Genomic DNA, 17,127 nt, shown 5'->3' with positions numbered 1-17,127 from the left:
TTACTCACTCTCCCTACTTTCCATCCCCTTAACTAAGGAATATATAAATGCGGTCATTTCATACGGTTTTCCCCTCTCTATTGCCGTCTCCATTATTTGACCTGTAATGGCGTCAATTTCCGTTCTCCTTCCTGATTCGATATCTTTTAACATGGAAGAACGATTTTTCGAAGTTGCCAGACAAACTTGTTCAATATGGCATAAAACATGTTCACTATTTTCAAGTTCAAATATATTCGAGAGCTCTTCAAAATACTTTTTAAACAAGGTATATAAATGGGGGTTATCAATCAATTCACCATTTTCAACCTTTAATATGGCAGTCAAAGGATTAATTATTGCATTTACTAATAATTTTTTTTGGAGCATTTCTTGATAATCTTTTTCAGCTATAAAAGGAAACGTTCCTGCATCTCCGTGAAACAATGGAAAGTTATCCAGATGACCCGAATAGACTGCAATTCGTGTCACCCCTATTCCAGTGTGTTCAACCGTTGTACTGCCTTGCTTTAGTGCCCCATGTTCCACTACCCCGACATAAATTTCTTTTGAAGCTGCCTCTTTCATCATTTTTATATGTGAGTATCCATTTTGTAAAAAAACAAGTGGAATGACTATGTCCTGAATAATAGGGAAAACATCTTCAAAATGATATTGTTTAACAGCTATGAACAATAAGTTATGATCAGTAATGCCCCTGGAAATTGGTACCGCCTTTATCCTATTAATCATAGTGAACCCATCTCTTTTAAGTGTTACCCCTAGCTCCATAAGTTCATCAGCCTGTTCTTTCGTTCTTGTATATAATGTAGTCTCATATGTATCACTTAAATAAGCAGCAAAAAGTAGGCCGATTGATCCGCCGCCGATTATCCCTATGTTCATAACTCCCTACCTTCCATTTTTTATGATGGGAAATAGGGCAGTGCATCATTAATTTAAACAGCATTACCGCTTAAATTGAAAAGTAAACTAGATTTTGTATAAAAAGTCTAATTTGCTACTACGCTCCGCCACACCAACTTTTTTAGGGCTGGTTTCCCTATTTTTAATAAATCGTCTTCCTTCATACTAGTTCGCAGCGTTTTAACACGCGATTATTTCATTATTCATTTATGTTACCAAACTTAACCACCACTTGGAATGAAATCTTCTTGATCTAGAAACTATTTTCGAAGATGATGTAACGGTCAATTTTTTACTTACTATACGACTATCTATCGCGATCTCCTTCTCACACCTAAAAAGTGTACATAATTCCAATGATTTTTTATATTATGTTAATTAGGTATCTTTCTAGGGAATTGTTTCACTAAATATTATATAATACGTGTAAAACGGTTTCTTTTTCAGAATTCTACTGATAGCACGGCTAAACTTGCTATTAACAGATTCCTAATACTCACACAAACCGCGGTAAAAAAGGGGAGCTTTTTATGGACTATAAAGTGGAACGATTATTGGTAAATTATAAAACGCTGGAAGAATTTAAAAAATTCAAAGAGTATGGTATTCAAGAGCTATCGATGATGGATGATTTAGAAACAAATATTATCGAAAACGATAGTGAGTCTCCTTTTTACGGAATCTACTTTGGTGACAAGCTTGTTGCTAGGATGAGCCTTTATGAAAGAAAAGCAAAATTCGATCAATATTTCGAACCGAAACAAGATTTTTTAGAATTATGGAAGCTTGAAGTATTGCCGTATTATAGACAAAAACATTACGGATCGTCACTCGTTGAATTCGCGAAAAGCTTCGGAAAACCGATTAAAACAAATCCTAGGGTTAAATCAGAGAAATTCTGGGATAAAATGGACTTTCATTCAGTTTCATATGACATGGATCGAGATTTTGGGGAAAATCCATTATTATGGACACCTGAAACTACTATAATCCAATAAAAACATAATAAATAGCACAAACAGGTATCTAGTACCGCTTGTGCTATTTATTATGGTAAGAATTAAATTTCTCCAACGATTTTAATATAGAGTCAATCTTCACAAAAGTTTTCTCCTAAAGAGTAAACGCTCCCTCTTTTCTTCAGCTACTTTTCTACCCTTTCTAGGTTCCCGTTCTTATCCATCTGGAATTTCACCTTTTTTTCTTTTTTATCTTCTTCTAACACAATTAATTTTCTTGCTCGTTCCATAATCTGAAGCAACGCATTATAGTCATCTTCAACTGAGCTCAGTTTTTCAAACAGCTTTTTGTTATCATTTTTCAATTTCTCGTTTTCTCGCAGAAGTTTATCATACTCTTGTGTAATCAATTGTCTGTCACGGCTATCATTTAACGTTTGTTCCGCTACATGCGTAAGATACTGGACAACATCTTGCATAGTAAATGTTGAGTTAGTTAGTTGTAATTGTGGAATGTCAACAGAGGTTTCTGTCACAGTAGAGACAACTTCTTCTTTTTCTATTAACGGAAGCTTTTTGTTTTCTTTTCTTTGAATTTTTGCCAGTTCAATACCGGATTTATACTGTTTTCTTACATGTGAGTTCCAGCGAAAACCGCAAGCAGCAGCAGTTCGTGATAAATTCTTTCCCACCTCTTCAAAGGAATTGAGCTGGGTACTTCCTTCGCGAATGTGACGTAAAACCACCTCAGCCAGTAGAACATCTTCATCTTGAGTCCATGCATCCTGCCTTGCTATTGACATTGAAATCCCCCCAACTTATTTTTTATCCTCTATGCATAACTGTGTACTCTCATACTTTTTGGGTAAGAAGTCTGTTTCTTAAAAGACCAGTTTGCACATGGCTTATTTCTGTACAAATTCTTTACTCAATGATGATGGGGTGCGACTCGCAAGGGATCTACCCCTATTGGTTACAAGTCAACCTCACTGTACTACATTCATATGCACTTGCTAGATAAGATAGAAGAAGGGAAAAAATATCATACCTGATTTTTCTATAAATTTCGCTACTGCTCTATGATGTCCTGTTGTCTTCTAATGTTTGGCATACAATTCCACAGAATCATTCTTTGAAGCAGATATTTAGAGCATGCATCATCTAATTTACCCCGCATGAACGGTCAGTAAGACCCCACCTCAAGGCTTAGAAGTATCGAAAGTTGGGGTGATTGAAGTTTCACTTTATCCATAACTTCATAGTGAATAGCATTTCTGTTTTTAGGTTGGTTAATGATAAGCTTTAAAAATCCAAGTTCACTGTACGCTTCCAATAAAACACAGTTTTCATGTACACAAATCTCACTTTCATTGAATAAGATAGTATTCTTTATGATGGCCATTAATTCCTGCTTGTAATAACGTTAGTTCCTCATTCTTGTGAATAGTTAAACGGTTCAAACTGCTTTCATTAAAATAAAAAAAGCACAAAGATTATAATAATCTTTGTGCTTTTTTTATTTTAAGAAATTATTTGCTTACAACTTCTTTTCCGTTGTAAGTTCCACATTCTTTACAGATACGGTGTGAAAGTTTCATTTCACCGCAGCTTGGGCATTCTGTCATACCAGGTACTACTAATTTGAAGTGTGTACGACGTTTTCTTTTTACAGTTTTAGACGTTCTTCTAGCAGGTACAGCCATTATTCCCACCTCCTTATAAAAAGTCAAGAAGCAATGAAGAATGAATTATTCCATTCTTCTCGTTTCCCCATTACGATTTTTTATTGTTGTCAAAATAGTTTGCAAGCTTTGCTAATCTAGGGTCTACTTTCTGTTTCTGTTCTTCCTCATTCAAAACAGACCAGTTTTTCCCAGATTGAGGAGCAGCGCCTTCAACATTGACATCCTCACAAAAAACCTGCATCGGAATTTCAAGCAATAAATTTTCTTTAATTACTGGTATAAGATCCACAACATCACCAATAACAGCAGTCGCTTCATCCATTGCATATTCAGCAAGTTCCGCTTTAAGTATAAAGGTTTCTGTTGTATCAATATCAATCGGATATTTCACATCTACCAGTGTTCGAGAACAAGGAAGAATTAATGTTCCAGATAAATGCAGATGAAAGGTAATGTCTGATGAGTGAATATCAACTCTTCCAGTTACCTTTATTGGCGATACACCGCGAATTTGTGAATCTCTTTCCTTAATATCGGAAATATCCACAAATTCATCTATCCGTAATTCTTTATCCCGAAATTTTTGAAGTTGGCCAATCGTCCATTTCAAATCAATCACCTCAAGGCAACAAAGGTAATTATAGCTGTCTATCTACCGTTTGTCAATATTTTTTCTTTACACCCAGAAATGCGGAAGGCACCCGTTTTTCGGCGATAAGCATAAGACGAGCAAGCTGTATGGGGAGTGGGTTTCTCCCCATCAGATTGTTTGACTTATGACTCGAGCCGATAGGGCCTGTAACTAGACACCCAGAAATGCTGAAGGCGCCCGTTTTTCGGCGACAAGCACAAGACGAGCAAGCTGCACAGTGGGTTTCTCCCCAACAGATTGTTCAGCTAGCGACTCGATACGATGGCGTCTACAGCTAAGCAACCAAATGTATTAAACTTCGCTCATCATTCTAGTTTTCACAGGTTTCGCGAATCTCACTCCTACTATAATATCCATTTTTCACAGCAATGCAAACATTACTTTGCTAAACTGTGATTTTTCGTAATTTGGAGCCCTTACATTTTCATGATAAAGTAAGAGTAGAACTATATACGCTATTCTTAAGGAGGTAGTTAAGTGAAAGCAGTAGGTATCGTAGTTGAATATAATCCATTTCATAATGGACACGTATATCATGCAGTCGAGAGCAAACAAGCGGCAAATGCCGACGTAACCATCGCTATCATGAGCGGTTCATTCCTCCAACGCGGTGAACCTGCCTTAGTAAATAAATGGGCCCGTGCAAAAATGGCTCTTGCCGGAGGAGTAGATCTTGTTTTTGAATTGCCCTATCCATTTGCTACACAACAGGCGGGAATTTTTGCAGAAGGTGCTATTAGTATTCTTGAAGCACTTGATTGTGATGCATTTTGTTTTGGGAGTGAAGATGGTCGTCTAGAACCTTTTATGCTTACCTATCAATTTTTAATGGAAAATAAAGATGATTTTGATGAAAAGGTTCGTCACCACCTAAAGGCCGGATGCAGTTACCCTAAGGCAGCATCGTTAGCGTTTAATGAGCTAGTAGGACATGAAGAAGTACTCGATTTAACACAACCCAATAATATCCTCGGTCTAGAATACGTTAAAGCAGCCTTATCAAAACAATTTAAAATCAAACCATTGACCATTCACCGAATTGCAGCGGGCTATCATGAAACTGAGCTTTCTAAAAGCCCAATTACTAGTGCAACAAGTATACGTAAAGCGATAGCCGATCAAACAAACTTGAAGGACATCATTACATACATACCTAAATCGACAAAAGAGGTATTACAGCAATATTTAACAGTCTACCATTCTTTTCACGATTGGGAAAAATTCTGGCCATTGCTAAAATATCAAATTCTTTCAGCATCAGTGGCAGATCTTGCCGATATCTATGAAATTGAAGAAGGAATCGAGTTTAGAATGAAAGAAATGGCAGCAATCGCTTCATCCTTTCATGAATTTATGACGCTACTAAAAACAAAACGCTATACATGGACAAGGATTCAAAGAATGTGTGTTCACCTATTAACCAGAACGAAAAAAGATGATATGCAAGCATTCCAAAAAGCACCATCCTATTTAAGGTTACTCGGGATGAATGCAAGCGGACGGGAATATTTACGTAAAATTAAGAAAGACCTTCCCATTCCGCTTATATCCAAGCTGTCCGCATTTAATGACCCATCCATCCAACTTGATATACGTGCTTCTCAGGTATACGCTCTTGGCCTAAGCCAACCTTACCAACACTTATTAATGAAGCGTGAATATGAATCACCTGTTATTGTCAGTTAATAGACTTACTCATATATCGTATGAAATTACAGGATCGCACACCCATTAGCATAGACTAAAAAAAGATGGCTATTGGTCTTCCCCACATTCATTTCTGAAAGAGGCAGCCCAATGAGTCATCATTTTTTTTTATTAGGTAGGTTTTCTAAATAAGTTCGCGCATCATCAAATGTATCTACAGGTACAATCTTCATCTTTGTTTTAATATCCTTTGCAGCTACTAAGGCTTCACCGTAATTCGAATTTTGACTGCCTCGTTCGTTTGGTGCAAAGAAAATCTCCGCTCCACTTTTATCTGCAGCTACAATCTTTTGCTGAATCCCGCCAATTGGACCCACTGTTCCATCTTCAGACATTGTACCAGTTCCTGCAATTCGGTACCCTTTTGTAAGGTCACCTTTTGTCAGCTGATTATAAATTTCAAGTGAAAACATCAGTCCTGCCGAAGGTCCACCTATTTGCTCACTATCAATTTTAATAGCTGGATTTGTGACAGGACTCTTATCATCTTCAAGCGAAATCCCGATTCCGATTTTTTCCGGTTGTTCCTTAAATGCCTTCAGCCTCATCTTAGCCGTTTGCTCTTTATTATTGCGAATATAAACAATCTTAACCTCGTCGCCTTCTTTTTTTTCAGCAACGTATTCAATGAACTCTTGGGAAGATCGGAACTTCAAGTGATCTACTTTAATAATCTGATCACCAGGCTTTAATGCTTCTGCAGCAGGCATCCCTTCCATTACACCAAGCACATAAACCCCATGATAATCAAAAGTTATCGATTTTCCTGCTTTTTTATATGCAACTTGAATCGCATGATTCTTTGATCCGTCCATCATATGCAGCTGCCTAAGGTTATATTCTTCATCGCTTTCATTCTCTATACGAATATCCTTTTCAGCAAATAACTCCTGATAATCACTGAACTTTGCGATAGCATAAGAGTATATATTTGCTTTTCCCATTCTTATTGTAGTTAGCATAAAGCTACCTTCAGCCTTACCTCCACCCTCTACAGTAACAATCGGTTCAAGTTCCTGCGCCATGCCCGGTTTTGTTACATAGTAAGGCAAATAATAAAAGGTTGAACCGACAATCAGGACTAACGCTATAAGGAAAGAGCGAATATAAATTTTACGACTCATTATTGTGGGACTCCTTCCAAGTATGAATACATTGTTTAATTTTATCGATATTTAATCTAGCTTCTTCTTCTCCAATAGTAATTATTTCGTTTATATTTGTAAAAGATTTTGAATTATAATTTTCCACATGTGGCCGGATCATCACATCAGATGAAAGTTTTCTACTTTCAGTTAGCTCCATTTGTAAAATATCGAGACTTTGCATAATCACATCATAAATGGAGGTAATCTCTATTTCCTTTTTCACATTTGAAACATCAACAGCAATCACAAGATCTGCTCCCATGCTTCTCACGACCGATACCGGCACTCGATCAATGACACCGCCATCCACTAATAACCGATCACCAATTTTTTCAGGGACAAAGATTCCTGGAATAGAAATACTGGCTCTAACAGCATCTGCTATAGGGCCACTTTGAAAAACAACCTTTTCTCCCTTTTTGATATCAGTGGCAACAATAGCCAGCGGAATATCCAATTCCTCAATCCTTTTGTTATATGTAAATACTCGAATGAGCTCTTTCACCTTCTTCCCCGCGACAAACCCCATCTTAGGAACAGTAAAATCCAAATAATACTTTCTTTTAAACACTTTAGATAACCGATATAACCGTTCTACATCCGATCCTGCCGCGTAAAAAGATCCAACTAACGCCCCCATACTGCTACCTGCAATCATATCAATCGAAATGCCCGCCTCTTTTAAAACCTTTATAACTCCCAAATGAGCAAATCCTCGGGCTCCACCTGAACCAAGGGCCAGCCCGATTTTCGGTTCTCTCAAAGTTAACTTCCCCCTTTCTTTGAACAATCTAGTTATTTCAGACTTCTTATCAAAGTTATGGTCTTAATTGCGGGCTTATGTGCATATTGTGTATCTAGGTGGACAAGATTACTCTATCGCAATGAATGAATTTACATATTATACCTATTTTATCATTTCTCTAAATAAGTGCATAGCATATTCCCTTTTAAGGAGGCTCGGATTTTGTTTAAAACAAAAATCAAAACAATCGTATTAGCTGCCTCAGCAATTACTATGGCTATAGGTTTAATATCCTTTCCTGAAGATGCTTTTGAAGCGTCTATTAGAGGATTGAATATGTGGTGGGAAATCGTTTTTCCATCCTTGCTGCCATTTTTCATTATCTCGGAATTACTAATTGGGTTTGGGGTGGTTAAATTTATCGGTGTTATTCTCGAACCAGTAATGCGGCCTCTATTTAAAGTTCCAGGGGTTGGGGGATTCGTTTTGGCAATGGGTATGGCATCCGGATTTCCGTCTGGTGCCAAATATACGGCAAGAATGCGTCAAGAAAAGCAGCTCTCGAGAATTGAAGCGGAGCGGCTTGTGTCGTTTACTAATTATTCAAGTCCGTTGTTTATGTTTGGGGCAGTATCAGTCGGTTTTTTTCATAATTCTAGTCTTGGCATTATGCTCGCGATTTCTCATTATTTAGGTAATATTTGCGTTGGGCTTATGATGAGATTTTACGGAAAAGATGAAGAGAAGTCGAACTCTTATCATAAAAAAACATTTTCCATTAAGACTGCACTCCAGCAAATGCATCGGACCCGTATGAACGAAAAACGACCACTTGGTAAATTACTCGGCGACGCTGTGCTTTCTTCCATCCACACTTTATTAATGATTGGTGGATTTATTATCTTATTCTCTGTAATAAATAAATTACTATTTCACATGAATATTACTACCTTCTTTGCACAAGGAGTTATCGCCATATTACATACACTTCATCTTCCAGAAGAATTGAGTATGGCATTCATTTCTGGTCTTTCCGAGATAACCATTGGTTCTCAAATGACAAGTGGTGTCGAAGAGGCGACTCTCATGCAGAAGGCAATTATTACAAGTTTTATTCTTGGCTTTAGCGGGTTTAGCATCCAAGCTCAAGTAGCGAGTATCCTAGCTGACACTGATATTCGTTTTTCACCGTTTTTCTTCGCTCGAATTGTTCATGGCTTCTTGGCTGCTGCTTTTACCTTTATTCTTTGGAAACCCATCTACGAAAAAATCGGCTTAAATGGACAGCCTTCGAACTCCAATCCCGTTTTTATGATGAATGACAATGGTATTGGCATTCATTTTTATGAAAAAATGATGGATTATGGTCCCTTAATTACACTTGCATTTTTGACACTCTATCTCATCATCGGAATTAAGAGAAACTTTGTACATTGAATATGATCAGCGTCATCTTATACCTAAAAAAACTAACTATATTATGGAATTCCCCAGATAAAAAATAGATGAACAAAAGCATTCTATCTCTTGCACAAAGAGGTTCGACGCTTTTTGTTCATCCAAACTTTTATTGATCAGCAAATTTTTCACACAGTGCTTGTGCAACCACTTCTGGGACTAATTCTGTAATATCTCCACCGTATTTGGCCACTTCTTTCACAATACTAGAACTTAAAAAAGAATATTGATTATTCGTCATAATGAAGAAAGTTTCAATTTGCTCATCTAAGACACGGTTCATGGAGGTAATCTGCATTTCATATTCAAAATCAGATACAGCTCTTAACCCCCTAATGATTGCACTTGCATGAACGCTTTTGGCATAATCTACTGTTAAACCCTGAAAGTAATCAACTTTAACATTTGGAATATGCTTCGTAACTTCACGAATTAATCCGAGACGCTCATCGACTGTAAACAGCGATTTTTTCGAGCTATTATTTAAAACCACTACATTTACCTCTTCAAACACTCTTGCAGCTCTTTGGATAATATCAAGATGTCCTAGTGTCATTGGATCGAAGCTACCTGGACAAATAGAGATTTTCCCCATTTACAATTCCTCCTGCTCACCACGGATATTTCTCCATCTAAATATTGAAACAGAAATGATTCCGTAGTTTTCATGTTTCCATTTAACTAAATCATTCACGTTTTCAGGAAGTACAACATCATCGCCATGCTCACAGACAATAATACCTGATTCTTCAAGAATCTTTGCATCATGAATCATTTCAAGCAATTTCACTAACTTTTGCTGCTTATAAGGAGGATCAAGCACTATCAGCGAAAAGGATAGACTACGTTTTATAATAGCCTTCAGGGCACGCTCAGCATCATTTTTATATACTTCTGAGCGATCTGTAAATCCACATGCTTCAAGGTTTGTTTTCACTGTTTGAAATGCTTGGTAATCGCGATCTACCAAAATGGCCTTATCCATACCCCTACTTAACGCTTCAATCGCAAGCCCACCGCTTCCAGCAAACAAATCAAGTACCTGTCCGCCATCAAAATACGGTCCGATCATATTAAAAATAGATTCTTTTACTTTATCTGTTGTGGGACGCGTCCCTGTCCCTGATACAGCTTTTAACGGTCTTCCCTTACATGTTCCAGAAACAACCCTCATATCTTCCACCACATTTTTCAACTAATTTCATTTCTCATTTATCCTATCATATTCAAAAATGTAAGCCAACACTTTACATAAAGAGCTCCAAGTGTATTTCGCTCATATACCCAAATAAAGTGAAACTTCCATCCGCGTGGGACCTTACTGCCCATTATTGCGGGATAAAGTAATACTTTTATCTATGCGTATTATTAACAGTTAGAACGATGTAACAAGTTAAGTGAAAAAAATTCTAATCGTTTGAATAAGAAAGAAATATTTGGTGATAATAAGAGTAACAACATCACTTTCGTAGGTGTTGTTGCCAACCGCGGAGAAGTCTTACATTTCCCCATAAGACCTTCCTCCGGTTTCTCCTCTCCCTTTGCCTTCTTCCTTTTATGAAGGAAATAGAAGGACCCTGCAGAGCATACTCTGCAGGTTTTTTTAGGTTTTGTTCATCCAAACGAAGACTAACATCAGATTTATAAAGTGAAACTTCCATCAGTTGGGGTCTTACTTCCCGTTAAGAGCGGGATAGAGCAAAAGAACTATCACTTTCTAAAAGCAGTACATATATTTCATATTTGTCATTTTTTGCATCTAATCTATTATGAACCCTTCCTATTTTAAAAGGAATGTGATTTTAGTAAAATCCTCAAGCCTGTTTTCAAGAAAGAGTATATGTACTTAGAAGTTATATTGAAAGAAATCATCCTAGTTCTTGCGCCCGCCCTTTTGCTCACATTTGTTTTTTGTTACTTTTACATACACTTTTTAAAATGATAAAGTAAAGATGATGAAAAGACGAAGGAGCGATTGAATTGATACAACGATTTATCGAGCTTGGAAGTGGTTATTCAGATCTATATGAATTACTAGAAATCGGAAAATCAAACAAGCATAGAGTTGTCCATCTACTTGCACTACATACCGAATTGAACGATACACCCATCACCTCCCTTGTAATCGTTTTAAAGCCTACACAACCTGGCGATTTCCAACCATTATATGTGTGCAGGGAAGGCATTCCAAATCCAAATCATAAAGCGAATAAACGGTACGAACTTTTTTTTAATCTTGCTACTGAATTAAATAAATCAATCATCGAATTACAGGTAAAAAACTCCCAACAATTCGCTGAAATCGGGCTATACTATCAGCATCTTATCGGGATTCTTCGTATGAACAGATACTTACCAGCTTTACAATGATAAATACTGATTATTCAATAAGGACAGCGAATACACCAGACTTATTTGAAAAACAAATACTTCATTCAATTAAAAAAGAGCCGCTCATTTTATTATGAGCTGGCTCTTTTTTAGATTCCCATTTTATAATCATATTCTTTCGCTTTGTCAGGCCTAGAGTTCTCAAATTCCATTTTCAAAAACGGCTTATAGGACACTTCAACTTTTTTTACAAATGAATAGCTATTCAATTTTTGAGACAGTGTCTCAATTTCGTCCATATTTGTGTATATGACCACGTATTTCATCTTTTTAGAGACAAAGTGAATATTGCCAAACTTCCGAAGCATTTTAGCTTGTTTCAATGTATGTAAATATACAATAAGAGCTTGTCTTGTTCCAAACATCTTTATAATTGCTCCTTTTTTATTGACAGAATTCCATCAATAGTAGTTTTATTAAAGAATAATTGAATAATGATTAATTTAATGTTTTAACAACGAATCAACCATTCATCCCCGATATATTTCTCTAAATTACGAAAAATTCAAAATAAGTTTAGTTAAGTTTAGCATAGCGGTTCCTTTTTTTTCAACTATCTTTCTATAACGCCTTGGAGCTTGACGAAGTACGATTCGATATAATTGCCACAACTAATTTCATTTAGTTTTATATTTAATAAAAAAGGTCTGGACATCCAGACCTTTTTCTTTTATCCCGGTTTAACAGGCTGTAATACCTCCACTGATGGAAGTTTCACTTTATGCCGAGCATCCACAGCTACCACCCGTACCACAACTGCCACCGCAGCTTGACCCTGATTCGAAAAACGGGCTTCCTGCAGGTACTTTTATAAAAGGAGACACAGCATGTCCTATCCTATGACTGATTTCATCCAATACAGCCTGTAATTCCGTTTCTGCTCTTTTGAAGGCAGCAATAGAAGGATGGATGTCCATCTCCCGCTTGACCTGACGAATTTCTAAGTTTACACGCTTATAGTCAGGATGGTACTTTCCAAAGCGTTGCACTTCTTCAAACAGGTCCTTTAAAGATGTAAACTTCCTTATCTTATCTTGAGCCCCTTGATCATGGCGCAAATTATATAAAAGCTCAAAATACTCTTGACCAATTTTCGATTCAATAACCATTTCAGCCAAGGCTTCTGCTTTTTGTAAAATACTGACTCTTTCCATAGTAGCAAGCATTAGATTCGCTCACCTCCACTACTATTTTATCATGTATACGATCTAGAAGCGACCTTCTTTTCTTAATTTTTTCAATATAATTCCATTGTTCAATTTCATTTCACTCAGATTGTTGAACTTATATGTACCTTAAATTGTTTAATAAGATCAACCTTCTTTCCGGTATTATGAATGACAAGCCTCATCTGATGAGGTCCAACTGGTATATCTTTTATAATAAAGGCAGCTGTATTTACTGCTTTTACTTTCTTATCGTCCATATAAACATAAACAGTCGTCTGGTGCTTTTGATTATGATTTGAAAAAGAATAATCCTTTATATAGCATTCCACGAATACCGAATTTCCCTTAACGAAATAATTTACATTGAAAGGATCGCTGATTTCGTTCTTCGTTGCAGCCTTTGCTACATTTTCTGGCTCTGGAATCTTATTACTACAAGCAGTCAACAAACTCCCAATGAGTAAAATAACTACAAAATATCGCATGAAATAGCCCTCCCTTTGCTTGTAGCTTCTGCAACGGAGAGAGATTTATCCCCTTTTCTACATATAACTTATGTTGAAGGTGTTTTCATCGCTTGAAACATATTCATCATCATCGAAGCAAATTGAACTCCATCAGAAAACTTCGACACTCGGTCTGGAATCGATTTTTTAAAGAAAAAAACTGCATCTGTATCTAATTTTTCAAGCAATTGGGGATTTCTCATTAATTTACGATACCAATATGGCTGCATCCTTAACAATTTCAATAAATCTTCATTTTCTTTAATTACCTCATAAACGTCTTGACGCATCAAACTCTCCCCCTTTTTATCAGTCTTTTTTAAACTCAAATGGATTTTTACGTGTTTCTATTTTTTTTGGCTCTACTTTTACAGACTGATCTCCTTGAAAGGAAGTGAGAATGCCTTGGATGGCTCCCAAAGCTTGGTTGGCATTTGAAATATATTGTTGAATTTGTGCAATATCCATGTTTTTAAATGTATTTACAAGTGTACTAACTATATCGCCTGTATCCGTTTCTTTTGTTTCTTCCACTGGTTGATCTTTTTTCTGTTCCATATATGTGATCCATTTCTCATGGGAGTCACCTAATAAATACCACTCTTCAAACAGCTGCTGCCAAGAATATTTTCCCGCCTTAACTTGATCGGCCAATCCAGGATGTGTTCGTACGAATTCCTTAAATTTATCAACGGATGGGCGTTTTCTCTTAACCATTCTTCCTCACCTCACAATAAAGCATTAGCCTATTTTCAAATTATGCTGAACAAAAAAATATGTGCCTACTTAAACAAAACAATCTAGAGTTCTTATAATATGAAGAACACCATACAATAAAGTGAAACTTCAATCAGTGAAGGTTTTACTGCTCGTTAATGCGGGATAAAATCTTAGAGTATCTAAAAAAAAGCGAGAAATAAAGTTATTCAAATAACTTTATTTCTCGCCTAACCGTTATTTTCCGATAAAATTTTGCGTGTAATACTTTTGATAAACTCCGACTCCTAAATGAGTAAATTCTTTATTTAGCATGGTATCTCGGTGACCTTTACTATTCAACCATCCTTCCATTGCTTCAATAGCATCTACATATTTGGCTGCTATATTCTCACCTGCGATTGTATACGTGACCTCACCTGTCTTCAATCGCTCTGCAAGCTCCCCTTCAGTTGGTGACGTATGCGAAAAATACTCAGCATGATACATATCAGAACTATGAAGAAAAGCTGCTTCTGAAGTGGGTTCATCCCAGCTTAACGGATCCAAATCAAAACGACCTCGTATAATATTAGTGAAATCGAATATTTGCTGTTTACTTCCATTCTCTACCTTTAACCAGTCTTCCTCGGAAAATTCAGGTTCGCCCACTAATTCACCACTGTATGTTACCTCATATGGTCTTTGCTTAATCAATGTTTCAGCATTTAAATATCGAACACTGGACACGGTCCCTGTAAATTTATCTAGATAGAGCTGGATGTAAATATCACCTATCTTAATTAACGGTCTTATATTCATATCTTCTTCTGATAACTCAAAACGATAGGAACCTAAATCCGTATCTATATCAACAGATGTCTCAAAAAACAAACTTGAATATATTTCGTCGATCGGTTGTCCAATATAAAACGGTGAAACATCTGTTAAATCACCTATTCCATATGCAGATACTACTTTTCCTTTCTCCATTGCCAGCTGAAAATAAGTATCTTGCTTTTTATTATAAATCCACCAGTCATACCCATATGCTGATAAATCTACTCTATCTGGCTCACCAAAAGATTTTAAGACTTCATCTTGACCCTTCCCTATCGTCAACGCCAATCCGCTTTTAGGCTTGATTAATCCATTTTCAAGTGTAGGGGCTTTACTTCTCTCAAGATTCGTCTCCCCCCCTGAATTGGCCTCCTTTGATCCATCAAGAACTGCATCCTCCTTGACATTCCAATCAAAATTAAAATAAATTCCTAAAATAAAAAATACAATAACGAAAAAAATAATTCTAGCGAACGTCTTCAGAAGACACTCCCCTCTCCTTTTCTTTTTAAAAAAGTAAAAGCGTCCTGAACTATGAAAGAACCACCAAGTTCCTCAATTCCTATTAGAACGCCTTCTAAGCTTAAGAAATTCCGTATTTTATGTTCCTTTTCTGATGGTCGTTTGACAAAGTCTAGTTTAAAAAGCCGCATCTGCAGGCATTCCCGCATGATCCTCCATACCCTAAATGGATTTTATAACCCATATAACAATTCAAAATAATTAGTACTCGTTTATTAATTCCTAAATTTCGAGAACAAATCATATGATACTAATTTACCCCTTCATGTCTAATCCTAATTATATCATGATTATTACACTTATTATAGAAAATGGACCGCTGATATATTTAGAATAATTGTTAACAATCCGTTAATATTTATGGAGTTTCTGTGAATGATACCAATAAACGGAAAGATAGCGATTGCAACTTGTATAAATTCATACTATTATAAAATATGAGGGAATTTGGTCTATACAAACCTTTAAGGATTATAACATGTACCATTGATTTATTTTATTTACTACATATTTAATTGTATGAATAGGGGGTTTTTTGGTGAGATTCGAACAATATGGATTTGAAAACATGACTGGAGATTTAAATCGCCTCGATAGTCTAATGACTGACTATGGTTTAGTTAGAGCTGAGCAATGGGATTACGAACGTGTCAGTTACGATCGTAAATTCGAAGTGAAGGATGGTGTTTTTTATCTTCGTGTACAAGGGTATGCGGTTGAAGGTGATGTAGGGGCTCATAAAGCAGTTATTAAGTTACTAGTTCCACTATTAGGCAAACATTACTATCCTCATGGTCTAGAATATGGGGAAGATGAACAGTTCCCATCCACCCTAGTTAAACAATGTGAGAGCATATTAGCAGAGATTAAAAAAGAACTGGATGAATTCAACGGATTATAAGAAATATCAAAAAGAAGAGGATGCCCCAAATGGGTCTTGGCCACACTTTATACACAGTTTATAGTGTTACAAACACTTAACCTAAACTGTATATTGTAATAGTGGAGCCTGAACCTTAGTTTTTGGGACATCCCCTTTTTTCTAGAATGTATTCAATCTTTTCAATTTAAGTGCCAAGAATAGCTTTAATAAGCGATGTAGTGTCTCCACCTGGGTAAAGAACATATAATAGAAAATACACTGCAAGCCCCGTTATTCCAGTTAAGAACCAAATAATACTTGTAAATGGCCCAATCTTACGGTGAGTAGCAAATTTCTTTTTAAATGCTAAAGTAAACATCGTGATACCAAGTATTGCTCCTAAAGTTGCTAGGGTAATATGAATGACCAGAAAAACGGTATAATAGATTTTAATATCATCTGGGCCACCAAAGGACGTATTCCCAAGAAAAACTGTCCTTGAAGCGTAAATGGTAAAGAAAATGATTGCAAACACACCCGCAGCCAACATTGCATTCTCGTGAGCCTTAAAATTACGTTTCTTAATTAAATACCAACCAATTGCCACAGTTATTGAACTCAATACAATAAAAAACGTACTAATCGTTGGAAGAATTGGTAAAGACATAATCCGCTTTAACGCCCTCTCTATTTATATTCATCGTATTCATTTTATAAGACATCATTCAAAAATTCAACAAGTTCGTATATTCTTAACAGAATGCTCACTTTTAAAGATTAAATAAATGCAACTTGCTTTATTTTTTCTTAAAGTTATGATTTCCAGCGTCAATCACAAGCGTATTTACGATACAAAAAAGCAAAGGGGCAGACCCCGCAAC

General features: G+C 36.3%; 20 protein-coding genes. 5 read left to right on the top strand and 15 right to left on the bottom strand.

Going from position 1 to position 17,127, the window contains the following annotated elements:
• Positions 1 to 885 (bottom strand): 2-dehydropantoate 2-reductase, encoded by an 885-nt coding sequence (locus AC1MGI_RS12000; RefSeq protein WP_480345466.1) that lies wholly within the window; start codon positions 883 to 885, stop codon positions 1 to 3.
• A 551-nt stretch (positions 886 to 1,436) separates the two neighbouring features.
• Between AC1MGI_RS12000 and AC1MGI_RS11995 the strand changes: the two genes are divergently transcribed.
• On the top strand, positions 1,437 to 1,904 hold the full coding sequence (locus AC1MGI_RS11995) for an N-acetyltransferase (protein ID WP_480345465.1): 468 nt from the start codon (positions 1,437 to 1,439) through the stop codon (positions 1,902 to 1,904).
• Positions 1,905 to 2,050: 146 nt separating this feature from the next.
• On the opposite strand, the gene AC1MGI_RS11990 is transcribed toward AC1MGI_RS11995, so the two are convergent.
• The 3 genes from AC1MGI_RS11990 to AC1MGI_RS11980 all read right to left on the bottom strand — a co-directional run bounded on the left by AC1MGI_RS11990 (position 2,051) and on the right by AC1MGI_RS11980 (position 4,160).
• On the bottom strand, positions 2,051 to 2,668 hold the full coding sequence (locus AC1MGI_RS11990; protein ID WP_480345464.1) for an RsfA family transcriptional regulator: 618 nt from the start codon (positions 2,666 to 2,668) through the stop codon (positions 2,051 to 2,053).
• Positions 2,669 to 3,394: 726 nt separating this feature from the next.
• The gene (gene rpmF, locus AC1MGI_RS11985) at positions 3,395 to 3,568 is read right to left on the bottom strand and encodes a 50S ribosomal protein L32 (protein WP_028392959.1); all 174 of its coding nucleotides are present in this window, start codon (positions 3,566 to 3,568) and stop codon (positions 3,395 to 3,397) included.
• Positions 3,569 to 3,638: 70 nt separating this feature from the next.
• Positions 3,639 to 4,160 carry a YceD family protein gene (locus AC1MGI_RS11980; protein WP_480345463.1) on the bottom strand — a complete coding sequence of 174 codons (522 nt, stop codon included), beginning with the start codon at positions 4,158 to 4,160 and terminating at the stop codon, positions 3,639 to 3,641.
• A 519-nt stretch (positions 4,161 to 4,679) separates the two neighbouring features.
• On the opposite strand from AC1MGI_RS11980, the gene AC1MGI_RS11975 reads away from it, so the two are divergent.
• Positions 4,680 to 5,888 carry a nucleotidyltransferase gene (locus AC1MGI_RS11975; protein ID WP_480345462.1) on the top strand — a complete coding sequence of 403 codons (1,209 nt, stop codon included), beginning with the start codon at positions 4,680 to 4,682 and terminating at the stop codon, positions 5,886 to 5,888.
• Positions 5,889 to 6,007: 119 nt separating this feature from the next.
• Here the strand turns inward: AC1MGI_RS11975 and AC1MGI_RS11970 are convergent, their stop codons facing one another.
• Both AC1MGI_RS11970 and AC1MGI_RS11965 read right to left on the bottom strand, forming a co-directional pair.
• Complete coding sequence (locus tag AC1MGI_RS11970) at positions 6,008 to 7,033, bottom strand: SepM family pheromone-processing serine protease (protein ID WP_480345461.1); 1,026 nt, start codon at positions 7,031 to 7,033, stop codon at positions 6,008 to 6,010.
• Positions 7,023 to 7,820, bottom strand: coding sequence for a patatin-like phospholipase family protein (locus AC1MGI_RS11965; protein ID WP_480345460.1), 798 nt, complete (start codon positions 7,818 to 7,820; stop codon positions 7,023 to 7,025). The genes AC1MGI_RS11970 and AC1MGI_RS11965 overlap by 11 nt, the downstream gene beginning before the upstream one ends.
• 204 nt (positions 7,821 to 8,024) lie before the next feature.
• Here AC1MGI_RS11965 and ylbJ point away from each other — a divergent pair, with 204 nt between their 5' ends.
• Positions 8,025 to 9,239 carry a sporulation integral membrane protein YlbJ gene (gene ylbJ, locus AC1MGI_RS11960; RefSeq protein ID WP_480345459.1) on the top strand — a complete coding sequence of 405 codons (1,215 nt, stop codon included), beginning with the start codon at positions 8,025 to 8,027 and terminating at the stop codon, positions 9,237 to 9,239.
• A gap of 130 nt (positions 9,240 to 9,369) precedes the next feature.
• Here ylbJ and coaD read toward each other — a convergent pair whose 3' ends face one another.
• Together coaD and rsmD are read right to left on the bottom strand one after the other, a co-directional pair.
• Positions 9,370 to 9,855, bottom strand: a complete 486-nt coding sequence (gene coaD, locus AC1MGI_RS11955) for a pantetheine-phosphate adenylyltransferase (protein ID WP_480345458.1) — start codon at positions 9,853 to 9,855, stop codon at positions 9,370 to 9,372.
• Positions 9,856 to 10,434, bottom strand: a complete 579-nt coding sequence (rsmD, locus tag AC1MGI_RS11950; protein WP_454215109.1) for a 16S rRNA (guanine(966)-N(2))-methyltransferase RsmD — start codon at positions 10,432 to 10,434, stop codon at positions 9,856 to 9,858. It abuts the gene before it with no gap.
• Positions 10,435 to 11,240: 806 nt separating this feature from the next.
• On the opposite strand from rsmD, the gene AC1MGI_RS11945 reads away from it, so the two are divergent.
• Positions 11,241 to 11,630 carry a DUF7147 family protein gene (locus AC1MGI_RS11945; protein WP_480345457.1) on the top strand — a complete coding sequence of 130 codons (390 nt, stop codon included), beginning with the start codon at positions 11,241 to 11,243 and terminating at the stop codon, positions 11,628 to 11,630.
• A gap of 110 nt (positions 11,631 to 11,740) precedes the next feature.
• On the opposite strand, the gene AC1MGI_RS11940 is transcribed toward AC1MGI_RS11945, so the two are convergent.
• From AC1MGI_RS11940 to AC1MGI_RS11915, 6 genes are all read right to left on the bottom strand, one after another.
• Complete coding sequence (locus AC1MGI_RS11940) at positions 11,741 to 12,016, bottom strand: YlbG family protein (protein ID WP_062181492.1); 276 nt, start codon at positions 12,014 to 12,016, stop codon at positions 11,741 to 11,743.
• Between the two features lie 354 nt (positions 12,017 to 12,370).
• A complete protein-coding gene (locus AC1MGI_RS11935) occupies positions 12,371 to 12,817 on the bottom strand; it encodes a YlbF/YmcA family competence regulator (protein WP_062181495.1) in 447 nt (148 codons plus the stop codon).
• Between the two features lie 104 nt (positions 12,818 to 12,921).
• Positions 12,922 to 13,305, bottom strand: a complete 384-nt coding sequence (locus AC1MGI_RS11930) for a hypothetical protein (protein ID WP_062181498.1) — start codon at positions 13,303 to 13,305, stop codon at positions 12,922 to 12,924.
• 68 nt (positions 13,306 to 13,373) lie between these two features.
• Entirely contained in the window at positions 13,374 to 13,616 is a 243-nt protein-coding gene (locus tag AC1MGI_RS11925; RefSeq protein ID WP_480345456.1) for a YlbE-like family protein, read from the bottom strand.
• A 19-nt stretch (positions 13,617 to 13,635) separates the two neighbouring features.
• Positions 13,636 to 14,043 (bottom strand): spore coat protein YlbD, encoded by a 408-nt coding sequence (gene ylbD, locus AC1MGI_RS11920; protein WP_480345455.1) that lies wholly within the window; start codon positions 14,041 to 14,043, stop codon positions 13,636 to 13,638.
• 237 nt (positions 14,044 to 14,280) lie between these two features.
• A complete protein-coding gene (locus AC1MGI_RS11915) occupies positions 14,281 to 15,144 on the bottom strand; it encodes a CAP domain-containing protein (RefSeq protein WP_480345454.1) in 864 nt (287 codons plus the stop codon).
• 778 nt (positions 15,145 to 15,922) lie between these two features.
• Here AC1MGI_RS11915 and AC1MGI_RS11910 point away from each other — a divergent pair.
• On the top strand, positions 15,923 to 16,285 hold the full coding sequence (locus AC1MGI_RS11910) for a YugN family protein (protein WP_480345453.1): 363 nt from the start codon (positions 15,923 to 15,925) through the stop codon (positions 16,283 to 16,285).
• A 166-nt stretch (positions 16,286 to 16,451) separates the two neighbouring features.
• On the opposite strand, the gene AC1MGI_RS11905 is transcribed toward AC1MGI_RS11910, so the two are convergent.
• Complete coding sequence (locus AC1MGI_RS11905) at positions 16,452 to 16,913, bottom strand: DUF420 domain-containing protein (protein ID WP_480345452.1); 462 nt, start codon at positions 16,911 to 16,913, stop codon at positions 16,452 to 16,454.
• Between the last annotated feature and the right edge of the window lie 214 nt (positions 16,914 to 17,127).

The organism is Peribacillus sp. BM1, from assembly GCF_056679975.1.
Note: the sequence above shows the minus strand (reverse complement) of the source record. Positions and strands in the feature narration are given on the sequence as shown.